This is a genomic window from Pontibacter ummariensis (assembly GCF_900188175.1).
Classification (GTDB): Bacteria; Bacteroidota; Bacteroidia; order Cytophagales; family Hymenobacteraceae; genus Pontibacter; species Pontibacter ummariensis.
Map to the genome: position 1 here is coordinate 1 of NZ_FZOQ01000043.1, position 18,544 is coordinate 18,544.

At 49.3% G+C, this 18,544-nt stretch carries 22 protein-coding genes; 14 read left to right on the forward strand and 8 right to left on the reverse strand.

Annotated elements, in window-relative coordinates; translation table 11 throughout:
• Positions 1-273: 273 nt before the first annotated feature.
• Positions 274-1,284: a GntR family transcriptional regulator gene (locus CHB92_RS24415; RefSeq protein WP_089321861.1), complete on the reverse strand. Its 1,011-nt coding sequence runs from the start codon at positions 1,282-1,284 to the stop codon at positions 274-276.
• 707 nt (positions 1,285-1,991) lie between these two features.
• Positions 1,992-3,458 carry a MocR-like pyridoxine biosynthesis transcription factor PdxR gene (pdxR, locus tag CHB92_RS24420; protein WP_089321862.1) on the reverse strand — a complete coding sequence of 489 codons (1,467 nt, stop codon included), beginning with the start codon at positions 3,456-3,458 and terminating at the stop codon, positions 1,992-1,994.
• An 87-nt stretch (positions 3,459-3,545) separates the two neighbouring features.
• On the opposite strand from pdxR, the gene CHB92_RS24425 reads away from it, so the two are divergent.
• The 14 genes from CHB92_RS24425 (at position 3,546) to CHB92_RS24490 (ending at position 14,659) form a co-directional block, all read left to right on the forward strand.
• The gene (locus tag CHB92_RS24425; RefSeq protein ID WP_089321863.1) at positions 3,546-4,130 is read left to right on the forward strand and encodes a cysteine hydrolase family protein; all 585 of its coding nucleotides are present in this window, start codon (positions 3,546-3,548) and stop codon (positions 4,128-4,130) included.
• Positions 4,117-4,785, forward strand: a complete 669-nt coding sequence (locus CHB92_RS24430; protein ID WP_089321864.1) for a pyridoxamine 5'-phosphate oxidase family protein — start codon at positions 4,117-4,119, stop codon at positions 4,783-4,785. Before CHB92_RS24425 ends, CHB92_RS24430 begins: the two co-directional genes overlap by 14 nt.
• A gap of 529 nt (positions 4,786-5,314) precedes the next feature.
• Positions 5,315-6,139 (forward strand): MBL fold metallo-hydrolase, encoded by an 825-nt coding sequence (locus CHB92_RS24435; RefSeq protein ID WP_089321865.1) that lies wholly within the window; start codon positions 5,315-5,317, stop codon positions 6,137-6,139.
• A gap of 266 nt (positions 6,140-6,405) precedes the next feature.
• Positions 6,406-7,167, forward strand: a complete 762-nt coding sequence (locus CHB92_RS24440) for an MBL fold metallo-hydrolase (RefSeq protein ID WP_089321879.1) — start codon at positions 6,406-6,408, stop codon at positions 7,165-7,167.
• 28 nt (positions 7,168-7,195) lie between these two features.
• Positions 7,196-7,735 carry a RidA family protein gene (locus CHB92_RS24445; protein WP_089321880.1) on the forward strand — a complete coding sequence of 180 codons (540 nt, stop codon included), beginning with the start codon at positions 7,196-7,198 and terminating at the stop codon, positions 7,733-7,735.
• A gap of 147 nt (positions 7,736-7,882) precedes the next feature.
• Complete coding sequence (locus CHB92_RS24450) at positions 7,883-8,395, forward strand: HPP family protein (protein ID WP_089321866.1); 513 nt, start codon at positions 7,883-7,885, stop codon at positions 8,393-8,395.
• A 30-nt stretch (positions 8,396-8,425) separates the two neighbouring features.
• The gene (locus CHB92_RS24455; protein ID WP_089321867.1) at positions 8,426-9,388 is read left to right on the forward strand and encodes a threonine ammonia-lyase; all 963 of its coding nucleotides are present in this window, start codon (positions 8,426-8,428) and stop codon (positions 9,386-9,388) included.
• A 12-nt stretch (positions 9,389-9,400) separates the two neighbouring features.
• Positions 9,401-10,537 (forward strand): hypothetical protein, encoded by a 1,137-nt coding sequence (locus CHB92_RS24460; protein ID WP_089321868.1) that lies wholly within the window; start codon positions 9,401-9,403, stop codon positions 10,535-10,537.
• 159 nt (positions 10,538-10,696) lie between these two features.
• The gene (locus tag CHB92_RS24465; protein ID WP_089321869.1) at positions 10,697-11,041 is read left to right on the forward strand and encodes a cupin domain-containing protein; all 345 of its coding nucleotides are present in this window, start codon (positions 10,697-10,699) and stop codon (positions 11,039-11,041) included.
• Positions 11,042-11,171: 130 nt separating this feature from the next.
• Positions 11,172-11,738: a TetR/AcrR family transcriptional regulator gene (locus CHB92_RS24470; protein ID WP_089321870.1), complete on the forward strand. Its 567-nt coding sequence runs from the start codon at positions 11,172-11,174 to the stop codon at positions 11,736-11,738.
• A gap of 151 nt (positions 11,739-11,889) precedes the next feature.
• Positions 11,890-12,555: a cysteine hydrolase gene (locus CHB92_RS24475; protein ID WP_089321881.1), complete on the forward strand. Its 666-nt coding sequence runs from the start codon at positions 11,890-11,892 to the stop codon at positions 12,553-12,555.
• Between the two features lie 11 nt (positions 12,556-12,566).
• Positions 12,567-12,923 carry a SnoaL-like domain-containing protein gene (locus CHB92_RS24480; RefSeq protein WP_089321871.1) on the forward strand — a complete coding sequence of 119 codons (357 nt, stop codon included), beginning with the start codon at positions 12,567-12,569 and terminating at the stop codon, positions 12,921-12,923.
• Positions 12,924-12,939: 16 nt separating this feature from the next.
• The gene (locus CHB92_RS24485; RefSeq protein WP_089321872.1) at positions 12,940-13,857 is read left to right on the forward strand and encodes a DMT family transporter; all 918 of its coding nucleotides are present in this window, start codon (positions 12,940-12,942) and stop codon (positions 13,855-13,857) included.
• A gap of 25 nt (positions 13,858-13,882) precedes the next feature.
• Positions 13,883-14,659 carry an MBL fold metallo-hydrolase gene (locus CHB92_RS24490; protein WP_089321873.1) on the forward strand — a complete coding sequence of 259 codons (777 nt, stop codon included), beginning with the start codon at positions 13,883-13,885 and terminating at the stop codon, positions 14,657-14,659.
• Between the two features lie 192 nt (positions 14,660-14,851).
• Here CHB92_RS24490 and CHB92_RS24495 read toward each other — a convergent pair whose 3' ends face one another.
• The 6 genes from CHB92_RS24495 to CHB92_RS24520 all read right to left on the reverse strand — a co-directional run bounded on the left by CHB92_RS24495 (position 14,852) and on the right by CHB92_RS24520 (position 18,144).
• Positions 14,852-15,481: an NADPH-dependent F420 reductase gene (locus tag CHB92_RS24495; RefSeq protein WP_089321874.1), complete on the reverse strand. Its 630-nt coding sequence runs from the start codon at positions 15,479-15,481 to the stop codon at positions 14,852-14,854.
• 393 nt (positions 15,482-15,874) lie between these two features.
• Complete coding sequence (locus CHB92_RS24500; protein ID WP_089321875.1) at positions 15,875-16,195, reverse strand: antibiotic biosynthesis monooxygenase family protein; 321 nt, start codon at positions 16,193-16,195, stop codon at positions 15,875-15,877.
• 16 nt (positions 16,196-16,211) lie between these two features.
• Complete coding sequence (locus tag CHB92_RS24505) at positions 16,212-16,607, reverse strand: cupin domain-containing protein (RefSeq protein ID WP_089321876.1); 396 nt, start codon at positions 16,605-16,607, stop codon at positions 16,212-16,214.
• Complete coding sequence (locus CHB92_RS24510; protein WP_089321877.1) at positions 16,608-17,003, reverse strand: tautomerase family protein; 396 nt, start codon at positions 17,001-17,003, stop codon at positions 16,608-16,610.
• A gap of 96 nt (positions 17,004-17,099) precedes the next feature.
• Complete coding sequence (locus tag CHB92_RS24515; RefSeq protein WP_245842891.1) at positions 17,100-17,435, reverse strand: cupin domain-containing protein; 336 nt, start codon at positions 17,433-17,435, stop codon at positions 17,100-17,102.
• A 127-nt stretch (positions 17,436-17,562) separates the two neighbouring features.
• Positions 17,563-18,144 carry a Crp/Fnr family transcriptional regulator gene (locus CHB92_RS24520; protein ID WP_089321878.1) on the reverse strand — a complete coding sequence of 194 codons (582 nt, stop codon included), beginning with the start codon at positions 18,142-18,144 and terminating at the stop codon, positions 17,563-17,565.
• Positions 18,145-18,544: the final 400 nt, after the last annotated feature.

The window sequence follows — 18,544 nt, forward strand, 5'->3', positions numbered from 1 at the left end:
TGGAGCTATATCACAACAGATGCTCGTAAGATATTTAGAAAACCCTATACAGAATAGAACACTATAAGTCAAGTCGTTGATGAACCAGACAAGAATACCAGGTAATCTTGCATCTGTCTTGCCCCTTGTTATATTCGTGCCTTTACTAGAAAGCTAGGCTGTTATAATACAAGAGAATCTCATATAGCATTTTTGTTTCCTTGTAAAAGTCAAAACTAAACAAGTCCAATTTTCCTTTATACTGTGACAAAAGCCTATTTAAAGTCCACAGACTTACAAGGAAGCACGCCGAATCATATAAAAGGAATTCTTCACCTTAACCTGCTTCTTGTCTAATAACAAATTTGCAGCGGTACTCCCCATCGCTTCGAAGTCTGTAGTGACAATGGTTACAGAAAGGATTTCTTTCAAGGTAGTATCATTAAAAGAGATTATGCCAACCTCTTTACCTGGAGTAAAATTTGATAATTTAATTTGTTTTAACAGCCCTCCCAGGTCTGATTCTTCTATTACAATATACACTGTTCCTAATTGCGGGGCTTCTTCTGAAAGCCTATTTATAATAGAAAAGTTCTTATTATAGCATAAACAAAAGTACTTAAATCCATTTAAAATTTCTTTAGGATAATGTTCATCAGTTGGAAAAATTAAGGTCATCTTTTGGTACTTGTTTAACAAATCTAATGCTGATTGAAGGGCCTTAAATATGTCTTTTTCAAAATCTTGGTAGACTGCTAGATACTTAGAGTTTAAAGAAGGGACATCCTTGTCCAAAAGTACTAGTTCCTCTGTAGGTATGCTTTTTATTATTTGCTTATACTCATTTTGGTCCACATCTTCAAAGAAGTGTGGCATGATGACATAATTATTGTACTTCCCTAAATTATTTTCGATGATGTCCCTAAAAACCTTAACATCGCAATGATGAATTTGTAAGTCAACTACAGCTTTGTCTCCTAGTGTTTTAAGAAAAGAATAATAGATAATTCTCTTATAAGAACTAAGTTTGTTAAACACTAACAGTATTTTTAGTTTTTTAGCATCACTGGCGGCTACAAAATTCCCTTTTCCTTGCACCGATGTAATAATTCCCTGCCCCTTCAGCTCCCGGTACGCTCTCTCCACCGTATCCCGTCCCAACCACAGCTCTGCACTTAAATCATTGATAGAGGGCAGTTGCTGGTCTTTTTTTAGAACTCCCTTTTCTATGTCAGCAATAATTGCTTCTAGAATCTGCTTGTACTTAGGAACCTTACATGCTCCGCTGATTTTAGGATAATACATACTTTTCAAGGGTTTACAGTTAGAGAAAACGGATCAACGGTTATTGGGCAATACAAAAAATAATCAGCAATTAAGTAATGCTCAACTAATATAATTTACTGTTAAAGCTTCGGTGCATTTATAGCTATCTATACCCGCTAATAGCGCCTGCTCCTTCTCAACATCTTCCTATTGTGTAATTCTCCTTATTTTTTTAGAAGCCTTCACAATCACATCACAAGAACTACACTAAACTTATAATCTGATTCTTTTTCATAATAAAGCTTATCTACCATCACAGGAACACATTAAAGGAACATTACTAGATATTACCCTATATACCCCATTTTGCTACTACAATTTATAGCAACAATCGATTTTCCTCCAAGAGCCAGGCTACTTCACCTTTATTGTATTTAATAACTAAATATAAGATAGTTATTATAAAACACAAAGACTTCACACATAAAAAGTGATCAATTACTTATATTACAAAATAACAATTTAGCCCTACGGATAATAATAAAGGAGGTTTAAAGAGAATTGATTAATATAAAGAGTGCCCAAGGAAATATATCTGGTAGGACAAACAAAATAGATCTGCCTGCCTCCAATGTAGTTCCAGTTCATATAGGCGAAATAGGGCCAGTCAGAGACAAAGGGTCGCCTTCGTCACACCATAATGTGCAAACCTGGCAAGTCCTTCGTTCACACTGTTGCAGGCGATGCTACATTCCCTGTAACACTGATTTTAACACCTTACATGCCCGGAGTATCTCTTCCTCTGTCATGCTGGCAAAGCCCATCCGGCAAGAATTTGTGTTACGGTTCGGGGCATTGTAGCCGTTGCCATTCGAAAGATAGAGCCCCTTTGCCCTACACTCAGCGGCTATTTTTGCTAAAGGAAATGTGTCCTTAAACTTCACCCAAACTGCCATCCCCCCCTCCGGCTCCTGAAAGTCGAGGTAATCGCTGAACTCCTGCCGCAGCAGTTGGCAAAAGTACTCTTTGCGCTTCTTATAGAGTTTCTTGCTCTTGCGCAGGTACCGTTGCATGGTGCCGTCGCGCATCAGGTTGGCAATAGCCCTTTCGACCAGGTGGTCCCCTTGCCGGTCCATGATGCGGCGGTACTTGATCATCTCCTGCACCAGGTTTTGCGGCGCCACGACAAAACCAACACGAATACCGGGATAAATTACCTTGGAGTAAGACCCTATATAGACCACCAGTCCCTGTGTATCCATGCTCGCGATGGGCAGCGTTGGCTTGTTTTCATAGTGGTAGTCAAAGTCATAGTCATCCTCCAGTACGCAAAACCGGTATTGCTTCGCCAGTTCATACAGGTGCAGGCGCCTTTCAGGGGCCAGCGTCACAGTGGTGGGGTGATGGTGATGGGAAGTAATGTAAAGCATACGCACCTGGTGCACTTTCAGTAGTTCTCCCAAGGCCACTGTGTCCATTCCCTTCTCGTCCACCGGCACATGTAGTAACTGTGCCCCGCATTGCTCAAAGCTTAGGTTGGCTGTTCGGTAATTTAGCTCCCCCACGGCTACCTTGTCTCCATTGCGAAGGATGACCTGTGCCAGCAGGTGGATGCCCATGATACTGCCCCGCGTGATAAAAAGGGTATCAGGCGTTGTTTGCAGGCCTCTGTGTTCGTTGAGTTGCTGGCTCAGTACTTTCCGGAGGTACATGTCTCCCTGGGCATCTGAGTAACTGAACAAATGCAGCGGGTTTGCCTTTTTCAGTAAGCGGTGGTACTCACGGCCCAACTCGTGGAGGGGGCTTAAACGCGGGTCCGGGACACCGTCGTTAAACTCCATGCTAAGGCGAAGCACCTCCGGGGCCTCCAACACAGGATTCTGCTCCAGCAGGAAACCGGTCGCTGTTGAAAAGGATTCCGCTCCTACCCCGTTGCCAGTACCCTGCACCAGTGGCAGGCTTTGGTTCACGAAAAGGCCCTTACGGTCTCGGGTTTCTACCCATCCCTCTGCCTGCAGTTCATCGGTGGCCAACACCACAGTATTCCGGTTTACGTGCAGTGTCGCAGCCAGCACCCGGGATCCCGGGAGTTTCTGCCCTGGCTTCAGGACGCCCTGCTTGATAAGCGTCGCAAGCCCGTGTGCTAGCTGTACGTATACAGGGACGGCTTTCTCTTTATCTATTTCGATGGCATTAAGGTAGGGCAGGTTCATTCACTGGACTAGTAAGTTTTCAAAAACTGGCCTACAAAGATAGGCCAACAAGCAGCTATTTTTGTCTAAAACGAAAGGAAAATAAGCATGAAAGAAAAGGAAACAGCCCTACTCTTGGTTGATGTACAAGAAGCATTCAAAGACGAAGCGTACTGGGGTGGCAACCGCAACAATCCGCAGGCTGAGCAGAACATTACGCTGCTCCTGGCCGACTGGCGTAGCAAAGGGTGGCCTGTCATTCACGTCAAGCATAACTCTAAAAACCCGAGCTCGCTGCTGCATGCCACGAACCCAGGCAACCAGATCATGGACTTCGCCCGTCCTCATTCGGGCGAGCCGCTGTTCGAAAAGCAGGTAAACAGTGGCTTCATCGGCACAGGCTTACAAGCTTATTTGGATGAACAGGAAATTAAGAGCCTGTTGATCGTAGGCTTTATCTCCGACCACTGTGTCTCCACGACCGCCCGCATGGCTGGTAATCTGGGCTATGAAGTATTCGTAGCTTCTGACGCCACCGCTACCTTCGACCGCATTGGGCCAGAAGGAGAACATTACAAGTCTGAGGAGATCCACCGCATCTCCCTTGCCAGCTTGCACGAGGAGTTTGCCACTATTGTAAGAACAGAAAACATGTTATCCAGCGCTAAGGAAGGAAGCTATGGCAACCTATGAAGTAAGCCCGCTAACCAAGATTAGCCGCGATCCGCACCGTGGCTCCTATGAACAGGAAACAATACACGCCATTTTGGACGAGGCGCTGGACGTCACCGTTTCTTATATAGCAGAGGGCGTACCCCGCGCGATTCCAACAGGCTTCGTTCGTCTGGATGACCGGATCTTTATTCACGGTTCTGTAAAAAGCCACTTTATCCGACAGATATGCCAAAATGAGAAAGTATGTCTCTCGATTTCGCTCCTGGACGGGTTAGTACTGGCCAATACAGCTTTCAACCATTCTTTCAACTACCGCTCTGTGATCGCCTTTTCCACACCATATGAAGTGGCCGATGAGCAACTGAAGATGGAAGTGCTAAAGGCCTTTACCGATAAGCTGCTGCCCGGCCGATGGGAAGATGACATCAAGCTTCCTACACCGGAGGAGCTTAAGATAACCGCTATTGTTTGCTTTCCGCTGGAGGAGGCCTCTGCAAAGATGCGACAGGGCCAGCCAAATAACGTGAAGGGCGAGGCGCACCGAAAGGCTTGGACAGGCTATGTTCCGCTGAAGAGAAGCTGGGAAGCGCCTGTCTCGCACCCGGAAACAGGCGATGCTACGCCTGTGCCACAATATTTAGACAGGTTTTGTTTTCATAAGCAATCTTGCTAAAAGTTACGCTCCTTACTTAATAGCAGCGCATGCTCAGTGCGACAAAGAGACGTTGTTTTCTAAAGCATGAGTATTCTCTTTCCTTGATTTATAAATTGGTAAACCACCGTTCTGATGTTGCTTGTTTAAGGTGAGATGTAAGCAGACCCAGCGACAGGAACGGTGGTATTCCTTCTTCAGGTAAGATGGCCTGTTCCTGTAAAAATAAAGGCATCTGCTAGACGCAGTATTCAGCTGAGAAACTTGCACAACTTAAGGCAGGCCCAAACAGCATGGGAGGCTATTCCAGCGCTGCCTGAAAAGGGCTAATGCACATGCCTCAAAAGTGTACCTCTCCTACAATCAATTCCTGTCAGAACGTTTGTTTATTTTCAGGTACAGATACTTCAGCAAAATAAAACATACAGACTTGTCTGTTCTTAATTTATTTTACTATGTTTGCGCCACATTCATTCCCCTGAACTTTTGGGCAAGTTGAGAAAGCCTTCTTAACAAAAACACGAGGAACCGACACACAAGCAATAAAACTATGAGACCTGAATTCAATTTTACCTGGCTAGGGGGGCCGACCTTTATCCTGGACATCGGCAACTTCAGGCTATTGTCTGACCCGGTGTTTGCAGAAGGTCCCTTTGCCTTTATGATGAACGGGCATCCCTCCTCTGGCAAAGACAATGTCCCTATAGCACGGGCAACCCCTTTACCGAGCATGGATTTCAGCGATTTGGATCTGCTCCTGCTAAGCCATCTGCACAGCGACCACTTTGACGAAGTTGCCCGTGACAGGCTCCCCAAGGACCTACTGTTGATTGCCCCGGTCGATCAGGTAGATTCTCCCAAGCTTAAAAACTTCACCAACCGAAGACCTTTGGGATGGTGGGAAGTAACCTTACTGGAAAAGCAGGGTGAGACTCTTCGGATCATCAGCCTTCCCGCCAGCCACTCACACGACCCGGCAACAAATAATGACTTAGGCGTGGTGAATGGCTACGCCCTCCAGTACACAAGTGACCAGTTTACCTACACTGTTTACTGGACAGGCGACACGGTCTGGTTTGAGGGCATCAGGGAGATAAAGGAAAGGTTAGGGAAGATAGACTTATTGGTTCCACACTTGGGCGCTGTCGGTAAGGGCGGCCCTTGGGGGCTAATGACGCTCGACAGTGAGGAGGCCGCCAAAGTAGTGGACACAGTGCAACCTGTAACAGTCATTCCTGTGCATCACCACACCTTCTCGCACTACACAGAACCCATCAGCTTTCTGGAAGAAAGGCTACAGCATAGCCCGACAGATTTACGGGTACTCCAGGAAGGGGAATCCTTTCGGCTAATAGTCCAAGGACAGGTACCATAGATCGCACGGACACGCAGGCTTCCTTCTTTAAGTCCTGGCACGTTGAAAATGCGCAATCGGCAGATGAGGGGGCAAAACCCGCGACATCCAGAACTTCTCAGTTACAGAAACAGCGCTTGCCTTTGTAACGGGGCAAGCAGACAAGCCTAATCGGTTTTAAGACCATGCGCAGACGTAAATTTTTAAAAGTAGGGACGCTGGCCGGGTTATTGGCCCTCTCCACTGCTAGCGCTACCGGAATATTTCAAGAACAGAAAAGAACAAAGATGAAGCTAACATTGATTCGTCATGCCACACTGCTGGTGGAAATGAATGATAAAAAGATATTGGTGGACCCCATGCTTAGTCCCAAAGGGGCAATGGAGCCAGTACAGAATGCCTCTAACAATTGGCCAATACCCATGACCTCCCTTCCGCTAACCGAGCAAGAGCTGGGTAACTTGCTGGCTACAGCCGATGCCATCCTCGTCACCCATACGCACCGGGACCACTGGGACGATGAGGCACAGAAACGTGTCCCTAAAGACAAATTGCTCTTCTGCCAACCCGAGGATGAGGCAAAACTAAAGGCGCAGGGCTTTACACAGGTGCAGCCCATCAAAGACAAGCATAACTGGGGAGAGCTTCATTTCAGCAGAACAGAGGGCCGCCATGGCACGGGAGACATCGGCATGAAGATGGGACCCGTGTCAGGTTTTGTCTTACAGGCTCCTGGCCATCGCCTGTATGTCGCCGGAGACACTATCTGGTGTAAGGAGGTACAACAAGCGCTGCAGGCGTACCACCCGGATGTGGTGGTCGTAAACGCCGGGGCTGCGCAGTTCCTGCAGGGCGACCCGATCACCATGACGGGCGAAGATCTGTTGCAGGTAATGAAGGCTGCTCCTACCGCCCGGCTCGTGGCTGTGCACATGGACACGGTGAACCATTGCGTCCTTACCCGGTCAAAGTTAAACACGTTCCTTTCCAAGCAGCAACTCGCCGATCGCTGCCTTGTACCAGCCGACGGCGAATCAATTTATTTTTAGTCATAAGGCACGCCAGATGCTACCAAACATGAAGAAAGCCCTGCTCCTACCCTTGGTTCTTTTACCGTTCCTAACATATGGGCAAGCCCAGCACAACCCACAAGAAAGATTACAGGAACTGGGGATAAAGCTTCCGGCCGCCGAAAAGCCAGTAGCTAACTTTGTCAACTACGTGCAGGCTGGCAACCTGCTGTTTCTTTCCGGACACGCCTATTGTGGTCCCTCCACTGCTGTGGATCATGGAAAGCTTGGGAGAGACTTGACAACTTCACAGGGGTATGAGGCAGCCAGAAGAGCGACGCTCTGCCTGCTGGCCACCCTGCATGAAGCCACCGGAGGAGATTTGAATAAGGTGAAACGTATTGTTAAGGTTTTGGGCATGGTCAACTCCGCAGAAAATTACACAGAGCAGTCCAAAGTAGTTAACGGCTGTTCCGATTTATTAGTGGATGTCTTTGGGGACAAAGGGAAACACGCACGCGCAGCCGTTGGCATGGCAGCCCTTCCCGGGAACCTGTCGGTTGAGATAGAGATGGTCGTTGAACTGTATGAAACAGAAGGGAAATAAGGCTCCACCCCGTGCTCCGATTTGTAGCTGGGAAAGAAGGGAGCCGAATCTTAAGAGGGTTTCCTATTTAGACATTCACTTCTCTATCTAATTATCATAACTGCCACACATTAGCCACTACAGGAGTGGTTGCACATTACACCAACTATGCTAAAAACTTACCTTCACAAATTCCGACGGGCTGAAAGGAGCCCTAAACCTCCTGCCCTTGCGCATGCGGCTTTCTCAGCGCTTGGGGGACTGCTTGCCATCGCGCTGATCGCCATGCTAACGCAACTCAGTGCAGTCCCTTTCTTAATGGCCCCTTTCGGAGCCACCTGCGTGCTTGCCTTCGGCGTCCCCGATAGCCCGCTTGCACAACCAAGAAACATCATCGGAGGTCATTTTCTTTCCGCCTTTATCGGGCTGCTGTGCCTGCATTTGCTGGGCACTGATTGGTTCTCCCTTGCTGTTGGCGTAAGCCTGGCAATCGGAATGATGCAGCTCACTGGCACGACACATCCGCCTGCAGGGGCTAACCCCATCGTGGTGATCCTGGCCAAGGCCAAGTGGTCTTTTCTGTTTTCGCCGGTGTTGTCCGGTGCTCTGGTACTAGTAGTGGTAGCATTACTCTTTAACAATGCCTCCAAGGCCAGGCGATACCCCAAATATTGGCTCTAATAGCTTTATACCTTACAATTGACAAGCATAATGAACAAAGCAACGGTAGAACAGGCTTTCCGTCGAGCACAGCCTCATTTGCGCAGGACACCCCTAAAGAGAAGCCAGCAGCTGAGTAACCTCATCCAGGCGGATGTATACCTGAAACTGGAAAACGAACAAGTATCCGGGAGCTTTAAAGCAAGGGGAGCCCTGCAGGTCATGGCTTCGCTAACAGAAGAGCAGAAATCCTTGGGTGTTATAGCCCCGACCGCCGGGAACCATGGAATGGGCCTCGCCTACGCTGGAAGAGCGGCCGGCGTGCCTGTGCATGTTTATCTCCCGCAGGGGGCCGATACCTCCAAAGTAAACTACATGCTGGAGCAAGGGGCCTCTATTTCCTATTATCCGGACATAGAGGCAGCCCGGCAGGCGGCGCTGCGGGCTGCCGGGGAGGAAGGGTTGTATTTCGTATCAGCCTATAATAACCCACACATGATTGCAGGAGCCGGGGGTGTTGGCCTGGAGGTCCTCGAGGAGCTGCCAGACTTGGATTTGGCTATCGTTTGTACCCGTGGCGGGGGATTGACAGCTGGGATGGGACTGTACCTGAAGGCGAAGAACCCGGGCATCAGGCTGGTAGCTGTACAGCCTGAGAACAGCCCAACCTTTGCAGAATGGTTCAGGCATGGCAGGACGGCAGAAGTGTTCCTGAGGCCTTCCATTGCCGAGGGCCTTAGTGGCTTCATCGACCCTGCCACCATCACCTTCCCGGTTTTTATGGAAGTTGTGGATGAGGTGATCACAGTCACCGAGACAGAAATGATGGTAGCCATGCACTGGCTCCAGAAGGAGCAAAATTTAGTTGCGGAGCCTTCCGGCGTCGCAGCCGTGGCCGCCCTTTTAGCCGGCAAAGTGCAGGCGCCAGGAAAGAAAATAGCAGCCACGGTTACAGGCGGCAATGTCTCCCCGGAGCGCTTCAACCTTTTGCTCAAAGGCCTTCTAAAAGCATAAACAGACAAAACTATGAAAAAAATAAGCCTACTACTGACCTGCATGCTCCTGACATCTTTGGCTGCCTTCGCGCAGCACAAGCAGGCGGATGCGTTTCACAGCCAGACGCACTGGGACCTGCAGGGCTCCCTGAAATACGACTTCCTCTGCCTGCTCAATACCCTCTCCGGGGACCCCTACTACCTGAAGTACTACGAGCCAGAGTACGGCCAGATCATTGAGCGCTTCAAGCCCGGACCGGAGGTGGTGCAGGCGCTGCAGGGCCTGCGACGGGAGATAAAGGAGGAGAACAAAGGCATCGTTTCGGCTTACCTCTGCCTGCTGTACTCGGCCACGGAGGCGGCCACCCTTCCCCAGCTGCGGGAGGCAACCCAGGACACGGCCCAGCTGAAGCGGGGATTCCGGCAGAGCCCTTACTACTCGCACAACAGCTGGGAGCTTTTCGAGCGGGTGCGCCCCGACCTGCTGCGCGTCCTGGACTTCTTCATCAACAGGGGCTTTGAGGACTACTACCGGAGCACCTACGCGGCGAGGGTGCAGCAGAGCATCGGCCAGATCAAAGAAAGGCTCCCGGCCTACAACATCATTCCCACGATAGAGGAGCACCTGGGCGCCCCGCTCCCCTCCGACACGATCACGGTTTACATGCTCTACTTCTCCCAGCCCCACGGTATCAAGATCATCGGCACCCGCTTTCTGACCGACGTGCACTGGCCCTTCGCGACCGTCTTCCGCAACGCCGTGCACGAGATGATGCACCCGCCCTTTCGGCCCGGGGACAGGAGGGTGAAGGCCATCGTCCGGGAGCTCCAGCGGGACAGCCTCTGGGCAGCGGCCTTCGAGAGGCGGGAGGCGGCCAGCGGCTACAACTCCTACGCCGGGCTGTTCGAGGAGGGGGCGGTGCAGGCCCTGGAAAACCACCTCAACCACAGGTTTGGGATGGGCAGGGATGTGGCCGACTACTGGGCCCGGCAGGACGGGGGGGTGCACGTGATGGCCGTGTGCCTCTACGTGGCCATGCAGGAGTGGGACTTCTCTAAAAGGCGCAACTACGCCCGCTTCCTCAGCCACTTCAGAAGGCAGGTCAGAAAGCACGGGGGGCTCTCTTTCTATTACAGGAAAATGTACCCCCGCCAATCCAATAGTTAAAAGGAAACAACACGCGTCATGCGCTTTCCCTGTACTACCGCAATTAGGCTTTTGCCACCGTTGTTGCTACTCCAATAGTTGGCCTAAGAAAATAAAGCAGTACCTATAAAATTTAACTATGAAAGAGTACCCTTTATCTAGTAATAAAATTACTGCACGATGATCCTGTCAACAGAGAACATACAGCACTACACCTGGGGAGAGGATTGTGACGGCTGGCATTTGGTTAAAACGGATAGTTTAAGTGTTATTCAGGAGAAGATGCCTCCCGGTACCTCTGAGAAGCTCCACTACCATTGCCATGCGCAGCAACTGTTCTACGTTTTGGCAGGTGAGGCTACTTTTGTAGTAGAAGGACGGCGGCACATCCTACGCCCTCACCAGGCGCTGCATGTATCCAAGGGAGCGAAGCATCTGATTGCAAACCAGGGCGAGCAAGCATTGGAGTTCTTGGTTATCTCGGAGCCCGCCAGCCAAGCAAACCGCCACCTGGAGATGACCTAATAGGGTTTTTTCTAAAAGCGAGTTACTTTCCTATGGGGATGCCTGCGGTGAGAGATTGTGCCGATAGGCATTAAAAATATTATCACTAGACAGACTAGTCTACATTAGAAACAGTTTGTATATTTGAAGCATGAAGAAGGTGAGGGAGAGAATATTAGACACAGCCCATGAGCTGTTTTATAACCAAGGCTATCGCAATACAGGAATCAATCAGATCATTGAGGAGGCCGAGGTAGCCAAGGCCAGTCTGTATCAACACTTCCCGTCAAAGGAGGACTTGTGCATCAGTTACCTGGAGTACAGGGCATCCAGGTCAACGTTTAGGGAAGCAGTAGGTACTGCCCGCACAAGGGAAGAGGCGATTATTAAATCTTACGAGTACATCACCGACTTTCTGACCAATGGCCACTTTCGTGGGTGTGCCTTTCAGAATATTGTTTCAGAGGTAAGGCCGCAGGATGATGCCCGCATATTGGCCGAGGTGAAAAGAGTAAAAAGTTCGCTCCGGGCTTTCTATCACCGCATGATGGCAGAAGATCCTGAAAATATCACACCGCAGGAGAAACAACTTGGCGACCAATTGCTAGTCCTCTCCGAAGGTGCCATTATATCCTATCAGATACACCAGGAACTGTGGCCAGTGGAGGCGGCATGCGCAGCATCCCTTGCTCTCCTTAAAAAGGAGAACAAAGGTTAAGTTTTCCTGGTTGTCCTCTCGTGCTGCCGCTACTCAGTATTGGTAGCAGCAGCACGCGTACCCCTAATCTTAACATACGAAGGCTTTTGGCATGGCTAAAAAGCGCCGCTATATAGACAGACTATTCTGTACAAACATAACCTTGAAAACTATGCATGAAAACTTTACTTCCCAGCAGGCCCTGCTCCTGATCGAGTGCCAGAACGAGTGGCTAAATCCGAAGGGCAAGCTTCACCACCTAATGCAGCACAAGGAACAGTTTGAATCCTCCCTGAGAAACATAGAACTGGCCCTTCGGCATGCGCGTGCACAGGGCTTGAGCATCATTCATTCCGGCCTTCGCTTCCAGGCGGGTTACCCGGAACTAACGGGCGGTAAGGCCGGCCTCCGCGAAGCTATCCCAAGGGTTGGGACCTTTCCTGAAGATAGCTGGAACAGCCAGTTCTATCCGTCTTTGCAACCTTTGCAAGGGGAGTTTGTGGTGCAGGGCCGTACTGGCGCCAGCGCCTTCTCGGGCTCTAATCTGGATGTGTACCTGCGCCATAAAGACATCACTGAAATCTTTATAGCTGGTTACGCCCTACACGTCTGCGTGGAGAGTACCCTGCGCGAGGCCCATGATAAAGGCTATCTCCCCATTCTCATCGAAGACGCCAGTGCCGCCTTCACCGCTGCACAGCAGTCGCACGTGCTGGACCAGGTAGTGCACCATTTCGGGTACAGCATAAGCACAGAGGACTTTAAAGAAATAAAGAGCCATCGTCCCCTGTACAACGAAGAAACACTCTATCCATCACAAGCTCATTATACCATCTAAAGAATAAAACAATGAAAAACCAACTAGCAGAAAACGTGGCGGAGATTAACCAGGCTATCCTGGCGGGACGCGCACTGGAGGCCTTTGAAAAGCACTACGCCACCAATGTGGTAATGCAGGAAAACGATAATGAGCCAACCGTGGGAAAACTGGACAACCTGCACCGTCAGCAGGAGTTCTTCAGTAATGTCACCGCCTTTCTCGGTGCCGAAGTAAAATCCGTAACGCTGGCAGAGAACCGGAGCGTGGTGGAGTGGTTCCTACATTACCAGCACCGGCAGTGGGGAGAGCGCAAGTTTCACCAAGTGGCTGTGCAGCAGTGGGAGAACGGGCAGATCATCCACGAGAAGTTCTATTACGGAACATAAGCTGAAGCCTCACTCGATGAAGCGCATACCTGTTTATGTGTGGCTCGGGGTCGTGCCCCTGTTCTGGGGCATGAACTTCCACTTAGCCCGCTACTGCGTGCAGCACCTACCTCCAGGCATTGTCGGCTCCGTCCGGTTCATCATTGCTTCGCTGCTGCTGATTCCCATGTTCCTTATTTGGGAGCGCCCCACGTGGGGTAGCCTATGGAGGCACATGCCGGCTATGGCGGCTGTGGGAGTACTAGGGGTGTTTGGCTACAATTATCTTTTTTTTAAAGCCATGCAAACCACATCCCCCACCAATGCCTCGCTGCTGCTGGCCCTTAACCCACTGGTTACGCTCCTGCTCTCCATGGTTTGGCTAAAGACAAAGGTACGACCTCTGCAATGGCTGGGCGTTATGTTGGGAATGGGTGGCGTGCTGCTGATAATCTCGAAGGGGAACCCCCGGGCTCTGGCGGACCTGCAGGTTAATACAGGGGACCTGCTGCTCCTGCTGGTAGCCCTGTCCTTTGCCTTTGCAAACGTGGTTGTGCGGCGCTACCTGCACGATGCTGCTTCCCTGGCCGTTTCCGCCGTGAGTACGGTGGTGGGAACCCTGCTACTGCTGATCGTAACCGTCTCTGAGCATGATCCTGTCGCCTCCCTCACGGTCACGCCTTACCCGGTTTGGCTGGCTTTGGTTGCCATGACGATGGGAGGTTCTGTTCTAGGCTACATCGTTTGGAATTACAGCGTTGCGAAGGTCGGGCCGGACAAGGCGGCCCTTTTTACAAACCTGGCCCCTTTATACACCGCGCTTATCTCGGTGAGTATGGGACAGGCGGTAGAGCAGCTACAGCTGCTAGGGGGCGCGTTTATTATAAGCGGAATCGTACTGGCAACGGTCAAAACTCCAACCAAGGGACCTCAGTCCGCAACTGCAGCGATATAAAACTATACCATTCTAAACCAAAATTATGATAATTACCCGTTTAAGCTGGGCTGGACTACAGGTTGTATCTGGCCAAAGCACCTTATTAATTGATGCAGTGGAAGACTTCTCGGGCATGGAGCCTTACATGGGAAAACCTTTGCAGGCTGTGATACCGTTCTCGTCTTCAGTACAGGCAGACCTAGTGCTGCTTACCCACCTGCACCCCGACCACTTCGACCCCCAAGGCATCCGGAAGGCCCTGAAACCGGGAGGAAGGGTTGTGTGCCACACCTCTGCGGCCGAGAAACTGGAGGCACAGGGCTTTCCATTGCAGATACTGGAACTCAACCAGGCCTTTTCTTTTGGGGATTTTACTGTCATCCCGGTATTCGGGCTTGATGGCATAGGCCATGAGCAGGTATCCTGGGTGGTGCGGGATATGCATGGAAAGCAGCTCTTTCATGGCGGCGACACTATCTGGCATAGTCGTTTCTGGGAGATTAACAGAACCTACGGCAAAACAGATGCGGCTTTCCTGCCTATCAACGGTGTTGTTGTCGACTATGCGTTTGTGGGCTATAACCCCTTGCCTGCCTCACTCACCCCGGAGCAGGCTGTGGTTGCAGCAAAGATACTGCAGGCGGATATCCTGGTGCCAATGCATTACGGCACCTTTCACAAACCGCAAGTTTACGAAGAATATCCCAGTGTGAAAGAGGCACTTGTGGAGAGTGCCCTAGCCCACAATCAGCAACATGCCTTCGTTCCGGAGGGCGGTTCGCTTGAGCTTTCCGCTGCCCCGATCGTGGTTAGTGTCTGATTCGTAGCACCCCTTATGGTTGATATATAGTAGTAGTGTTAAGAGGCGGGTAAGTTGCCCGTCTTTTTCTTTATTGGGGGCCTCTCTGCCAACACTCCGTCTTATTTAAAAGCCTTGGATAAAGTAAAGCATCTACCCCCGTGCAAAAGCACGGCAGCAGATGCTTTTATAGTTTCCTTTCTCCTGTCCCTCTTACACTCCCCACAGGTGAAAAGAGACGCGTGGGTACGTTCCGGTTTTCAAGGACAGTTCCCTGGACAACAGGGTCATCCGTTCAATGGTACGATTATTCTTCAGCTTACCGGCGTCGAAGAGTCGGAAAGGCAGGGGCTCTAGCACCTGACGCACTTTCTCAAGTGCATCCGGGGCATCAGAAGTCAGGAAAACATCACTCAGAATTCCCCTGTGCTCCGGCTGGTCAAACACCACCCAAAAGGTGTTTTTGAAAGCACCCACCACTTTCGTCTCCGGAACCAGCCGCTGCAGCTCCTCAGCCGCGGAAGTCCCATAGCCGGTTGTCAGGTCATCAAAAGTAGCATTGAAGGGATTGGTGATATCAATGAGGATTTTTCCTCTCAACTGCTCCCGGTGTGCCTCAACCCATGGTTGTAGGTCCTTAAACCACAGCGCCGGAATAATAATGTCTGCTTGGAGGGCATCCTGCAGTTGCACGGCTTGTATGGTCAGACTGAGCTCGCTGGTTATAAGCTGTGCCTCCTCTGCCTTACGCCCGGCGAAGAGAATCTGACTTGGGTATGCCCGGTAAAAAGCCTTGAGTAAGGCCTTTCCCATACGGCCTGTCCCAATGATTGCGATTTTCATGCTCTGTTGCTTTAAAGGGGGTGATTTTAAAGAGGTAGGATCGTGCTTATTGATGTGCCGGGGGCTTCTAAACGTCTTTTATATACCTACAAAGACAGACTCTAAGCAAAGGCTCATGTCTTTCACCTCCTGCCTAAAAACCATAAAGTAGAGGAACCATTTGTAGCAGGCAAGCATAGTCTCCTCTGAAGCAAAAGAAAAGGCACCGCCCCAGGATTAGCTGTGTTTAGATCTCACCTTAAACAAACAGCAACACGAGGGACAGTGCAGACTACAGCGGTATCAGGCAGTTGATACGTTACCGGACGCATAGCAATAGCAGCTGCATCGCAGAAGCGAAGCCTTTCTGTGCCGAGCTTAATTTCATAATGAAAAAATGCGGACAAACAGACTTTAAGTTTCTGTGCTGCCATAATCCCGCTCTACCAAAGCGACCCTGGTCTTAAAGTCCCGGTACCAGTCTGAGCGGCCTTTGCGCCTCGCTATTGTGTGCTCCACATGATTGCGCCAGCGTGATATAGCCTCTTTGTCGCGCCAGTAGGATACTGTGAGACCAAGTTCATTGCGGGCTGATTCAACTCCCAGAAAGCCATCCTGTTCAGAGGCCAACTGAAGCATTCTTTGAGACATTTCAGCATAGCCTTTGTCTTCCTCCGTTCTTACGGAACTAAAGATTACCGCATAGTAGGGCGGCGGCGGGGTATTAGCGATCATACTTTAATTGATTTTGTTACACGCTCATTTCTTCCACAAAAAACCTGTCGCTCCCAATGTGGCTCAAGGGTGTAGTTGCTATTATCCTCAATACCTGGTCGGACAAGTTTTTAAACTTGTGGACCTCATAAGGATAGATGGTAAAGCAGTCGCCACTTTCTACATGCACTTCACTCGTCCATGTTAAGAGACCATTTTGCATCCTCCCTGTTGATGCCATCCCTTCCCCAGAAAGTATAAAGTATGTTTCGATCCCTTTAGCATGGTAATGGGCTGGAATAGACTGTCCTTTGTTCAGTTCAAGCGCAAAAACCGACATGTCCTCATCCCCTGTCAAATGGGCAAGTTTAACACCTACGTTTAGGTCCTGCTGAACACTACGTAAGGTTTTATCGATATTGAAAATTCTCATTTATATGGCATGTTGTGGTTCTTGAATTTCACCATTCCCAAATGACCAGTTCTGCCTTCCAGCATTTTCTAGTAGCACTATAATTATGTTGTTCTTCGTAATTTCAGTTGAGGTCGAAACTCGATGTGCAATCTCGCTATACAAATTCTTCTTCTGCTCCAACGTCCGGCCAAGGCCGGCAATAATTTGGATGTAGATAATATCAGCCGTATGTGTAACACCCAAATAAGACACAGGATACTTAATTTGCCAGGGCTCTAACTCTTCAATAATGTGGAAATAATCATTTTCAGGAATATTAGACTCCTGCGTTAGTGACTGGTGGACAGCGAAAGAAACATTGCTTTTAACTTCCTGCGATAATTTTTTCGGTAAACTGATTCTTACGAATGGCATTGATGAATATTTGTTGTTTTTTCAATTGGTTACCCGACACCAAACTGCCTTGACTAGAAGGTATTCTTGCTTCTGCTAAGAAATATTTAGCGAAAGCTATTTTCCCACTTTAGGCAACAATTCTATCAATTCTTCTTCCTTATGTAACAGGTAGTAAGCAATGAACTGTAAGGGCGCACTGTCCGAGTAATTATCAAAATGGAGAATAGGCGTTTCTGCTGGCTCAAAGAAAGCCTCCCCGGATTTTAGGACTTTTGCTGGTTCTCCTTCAACTTGTAGTAGGCACGTTCCTTCCACTATGTAGCCAACCACTGGGCAGGGATGCTTATGATAAGCACCTTTTTGCCCGCCCTTAAACTCTATTTCCACTACTTTTACAGTAGATAGAGGCCGTTCCTCCATGTTTACCTGCAGCAAGTTGTTTCTTTTCATGTTATTCTGAGCGGTTACATTCATGGCGGCACATAAAAACAGGAGCGTTACATACTTTGGTAAAAGAGCCCTCCTTGACTTCGTCATCGCTTAAGTTTAATTCCATGACGCAAAGTTGAGAAAGGACTTACAATTGTTCCTTGATGTATGTTAAGGATTTTAACCTGCTCAATGATTCTGGCTTTATTCCCAGGTAAGAAGCAATATGGTATTGTGAAACAAGCTGCTCAATCATAGGATAGCTGTCAAGTAATAGCTTGTGCCGCTCACTTGCGGAGTCCATCAACAAAGCTGTTTCTCGCCTGCACTTCCTGATAAACAAATCATCTGAGATGTACTTCCCAAACCTGTACCAGCAGGGGTCTCGTTTTAGCAGCTCATCGTAGGCTGAACGTGAGAGTAAGCGTACTTTGGAATCCGACAGTGCCTGAATGGCGCCATGCGTAGGTGTTTGAGTCAAAAAGCTTGTATAAGCACTCACAAAGGATCCGCTTAAATAAAAGTCAACGTTGGACTCGCTAGCTCCCTTTTGGATAAAAGACCGTAAGACCCCTTCTTCTACAAACCCTAGAAATGAACAGGTAGTACCTGTCTGGAGCAGGAACTCCTTCCTGGTAAGGTGAACCGTTTTCAAGGTCTCGGCAAACTGAGCATAGTGCTCCTCTGTTAGCCCGGATTTCTCAATGATTATGTCCCTTAACAATTTCATAGAAGTAGCTTTTCGACCTTCCTGGCTGAAAAAGCCTATAGGTACCGATTATTAACTAAAGGGCAAGTTAACTAAAACATGTAACTGCTTAAATCTTCGCAAGCTACCTATTGAAGCACGGGGAGGTTAAACCAAAGCCGGGCACTCTCCCCCTTGTTTGCACACAAGTGTGGGTGAGACGGGCGGAACCTATTCTGCAAGACGGGGCTCAGGGGCACTTTACATGCTCAAAGAAAACACGACATGAACCAGCACTGATGAGTTCTTAGACCTTTTGGGGCCTTCCTCTAGAACAGGAAGCGTACCTCCCAACTTTTATGACTCGTGCACCTGGCAAGCTTCCAGAACATTTCCGTCTGGATCATAAAAGAAGAAGTACTTCACGACGTCATCTTCTATC

Bases quoted from the DNA above. Each gene is read 5' to 3' on its own strand.
- CHB92_RS24415 (WP_089321861.1), bottom strand. From the start codon at position 1,284: ATGTATTATCCTAAAATCAGCGGAGCATGTAAGGTTCCTAAGTACAAG.
- pdxR (WP_089321862.1), bottom strand. From the start codon at position 3,458: ATGAACCTGCCCTACCTTAATGCCATCGAAATAGATAAAGAGAAAGCC.
- CHB92_RS24425 (WP_089321863.1), top strand. From the start codon at position 3,546: ATGAAAGAAAAGGAAACAGCCCTACTCTTGGTTGATGTACAAGAAGCA.
- CHB92_RS24430 (WP_089321864.1), top strand. From the start codon at position 4,117: ATGGCAACCTATGAAGTAAGCCCGCTAACCAAGATTAGCCGCGATCCG.
- CHB92_RS24435 (WP_089321865.1), top strand. From the start codon at position 5,315: ATGAGACCTGAATTCAATTTTACCTGGCTAGGGGGGCCGACCTTTATC.
- CHB92_RS24440 (WP_089321879.1), top strand. From the start codon at position 6,406: ATGAAGCTAACATTGATTCGTCATGCCACACTGCTGGTGGAAATGAAT.
- CHB92_RS24445 (WP_089321880.1), top strand. From the start codon at position 7,196: ATGAAGAAAGCCCTGCTCCTACCCTTGGTTCTTTTACCGTTCCTAACA.
- CHB92_RS24450 (WP_089321866.1), top strand. From the start codon at position 7,883: ATGCTAAAAACTTACCTTCACAAATTCCGACGGGCTGAAAGGAGCCCT.
- CHB92_RS24455 (WP_089321867.1), top strand. From the start codon at position 8,426: ATGAACAAAGCAACGGTAGAACAGGCTTTCCGTCGAGCACAGCCTCAT.
- CHB92_RS24460 (WP_089321868.1), top strand. From the start codon at position 9,401: ATGAAAAAAATAAGCCTACTACTGACCTGCATGCTCCTGACATCTTTG.
- CHB92_RS24465 (WP_089321869.1), top strand. From the start codon at position 10,697: ATGATCCTGTCAACAGAGAACATACAGCACTACACCTGGGGAGAGGAT.
- CHB92_RS24470 (WP_089321870.1), top strand. From the start codon at position 11,172: ATGAAGAAGGTGAGGGAGAGAATATTAGACACAGCCCATGAGCTGTTT.
- CHB92_RS24475 (WP_089321881.1), top strand. From the start codon at position 11,890: ATGCATGAAAACTTTACTTCCCAGCAGGCCCTGCTCCTGATCGAGTGC.
- CHB92_RS24480 (WP_089321871.1), top strand. From the start codon at position 12,567: ATGAAAAACCAACTAGCAGAAAACGTGGCGGAGATTAACCAGGCTATC.
- CHB92_RS24485 (WP_089321872.1), top strand. From the start codon at position 12,940: ATGAAGCGCATACCTGTTTATGTGTGGCTCGGGGTCGTGCCCCTGTTC.
- CHB92_RS24490 (WP_089321873.1), top strand. From the start codon at position 13,883: ATGATAATTACCCGTTTAAGCTGGGCTGGACTACAGGTTGTATCTGGC.
- CHB92_RS24495 (WP_089321874.1), bottom strand. From the start codon at position 15,481: ATGAAAATCGCAATCATTGGGACAGGCCGTATGGGAAAGGCCTTACTC.
- CHB92_RS24500 (WP_089321875.1), bottom strand. From the start codon at position 16,195: ATGATCGCTAATACCCCGCCGCCGCCCTACTATGCGGTAATCTTTAGT.
- CHB92_RS24505 (WP_089321876.1), bottom strand. From the start codon at position 16,607: ATGAGAATTTTCAATATCGATAAAACCTTACGTAGTGTTCAGCAGGAC.
- CHB92_RS24510 (WP_089321877.1), bottom strand. From the start codon at position 17,003: ATGCCATTCGTAAGAATCAGTTTACCGAAAAAATTATCGCAGGAAGTT.
- CHB92_RS24515 (WP_245842891.1), bottom strand. From the start codon at position 17,435: ATGAAAAGAAACAACTTGCTGCAGGTAAACATGGAGGAACGGCCTCTA.
- CHB92_RS24520 (WP_089321878.1), bottom strand. From the start codon at position 18,144: ATGAAATTGTTAAGGGACATAATCATTGAGAAATCCGGGCTAACAGAG.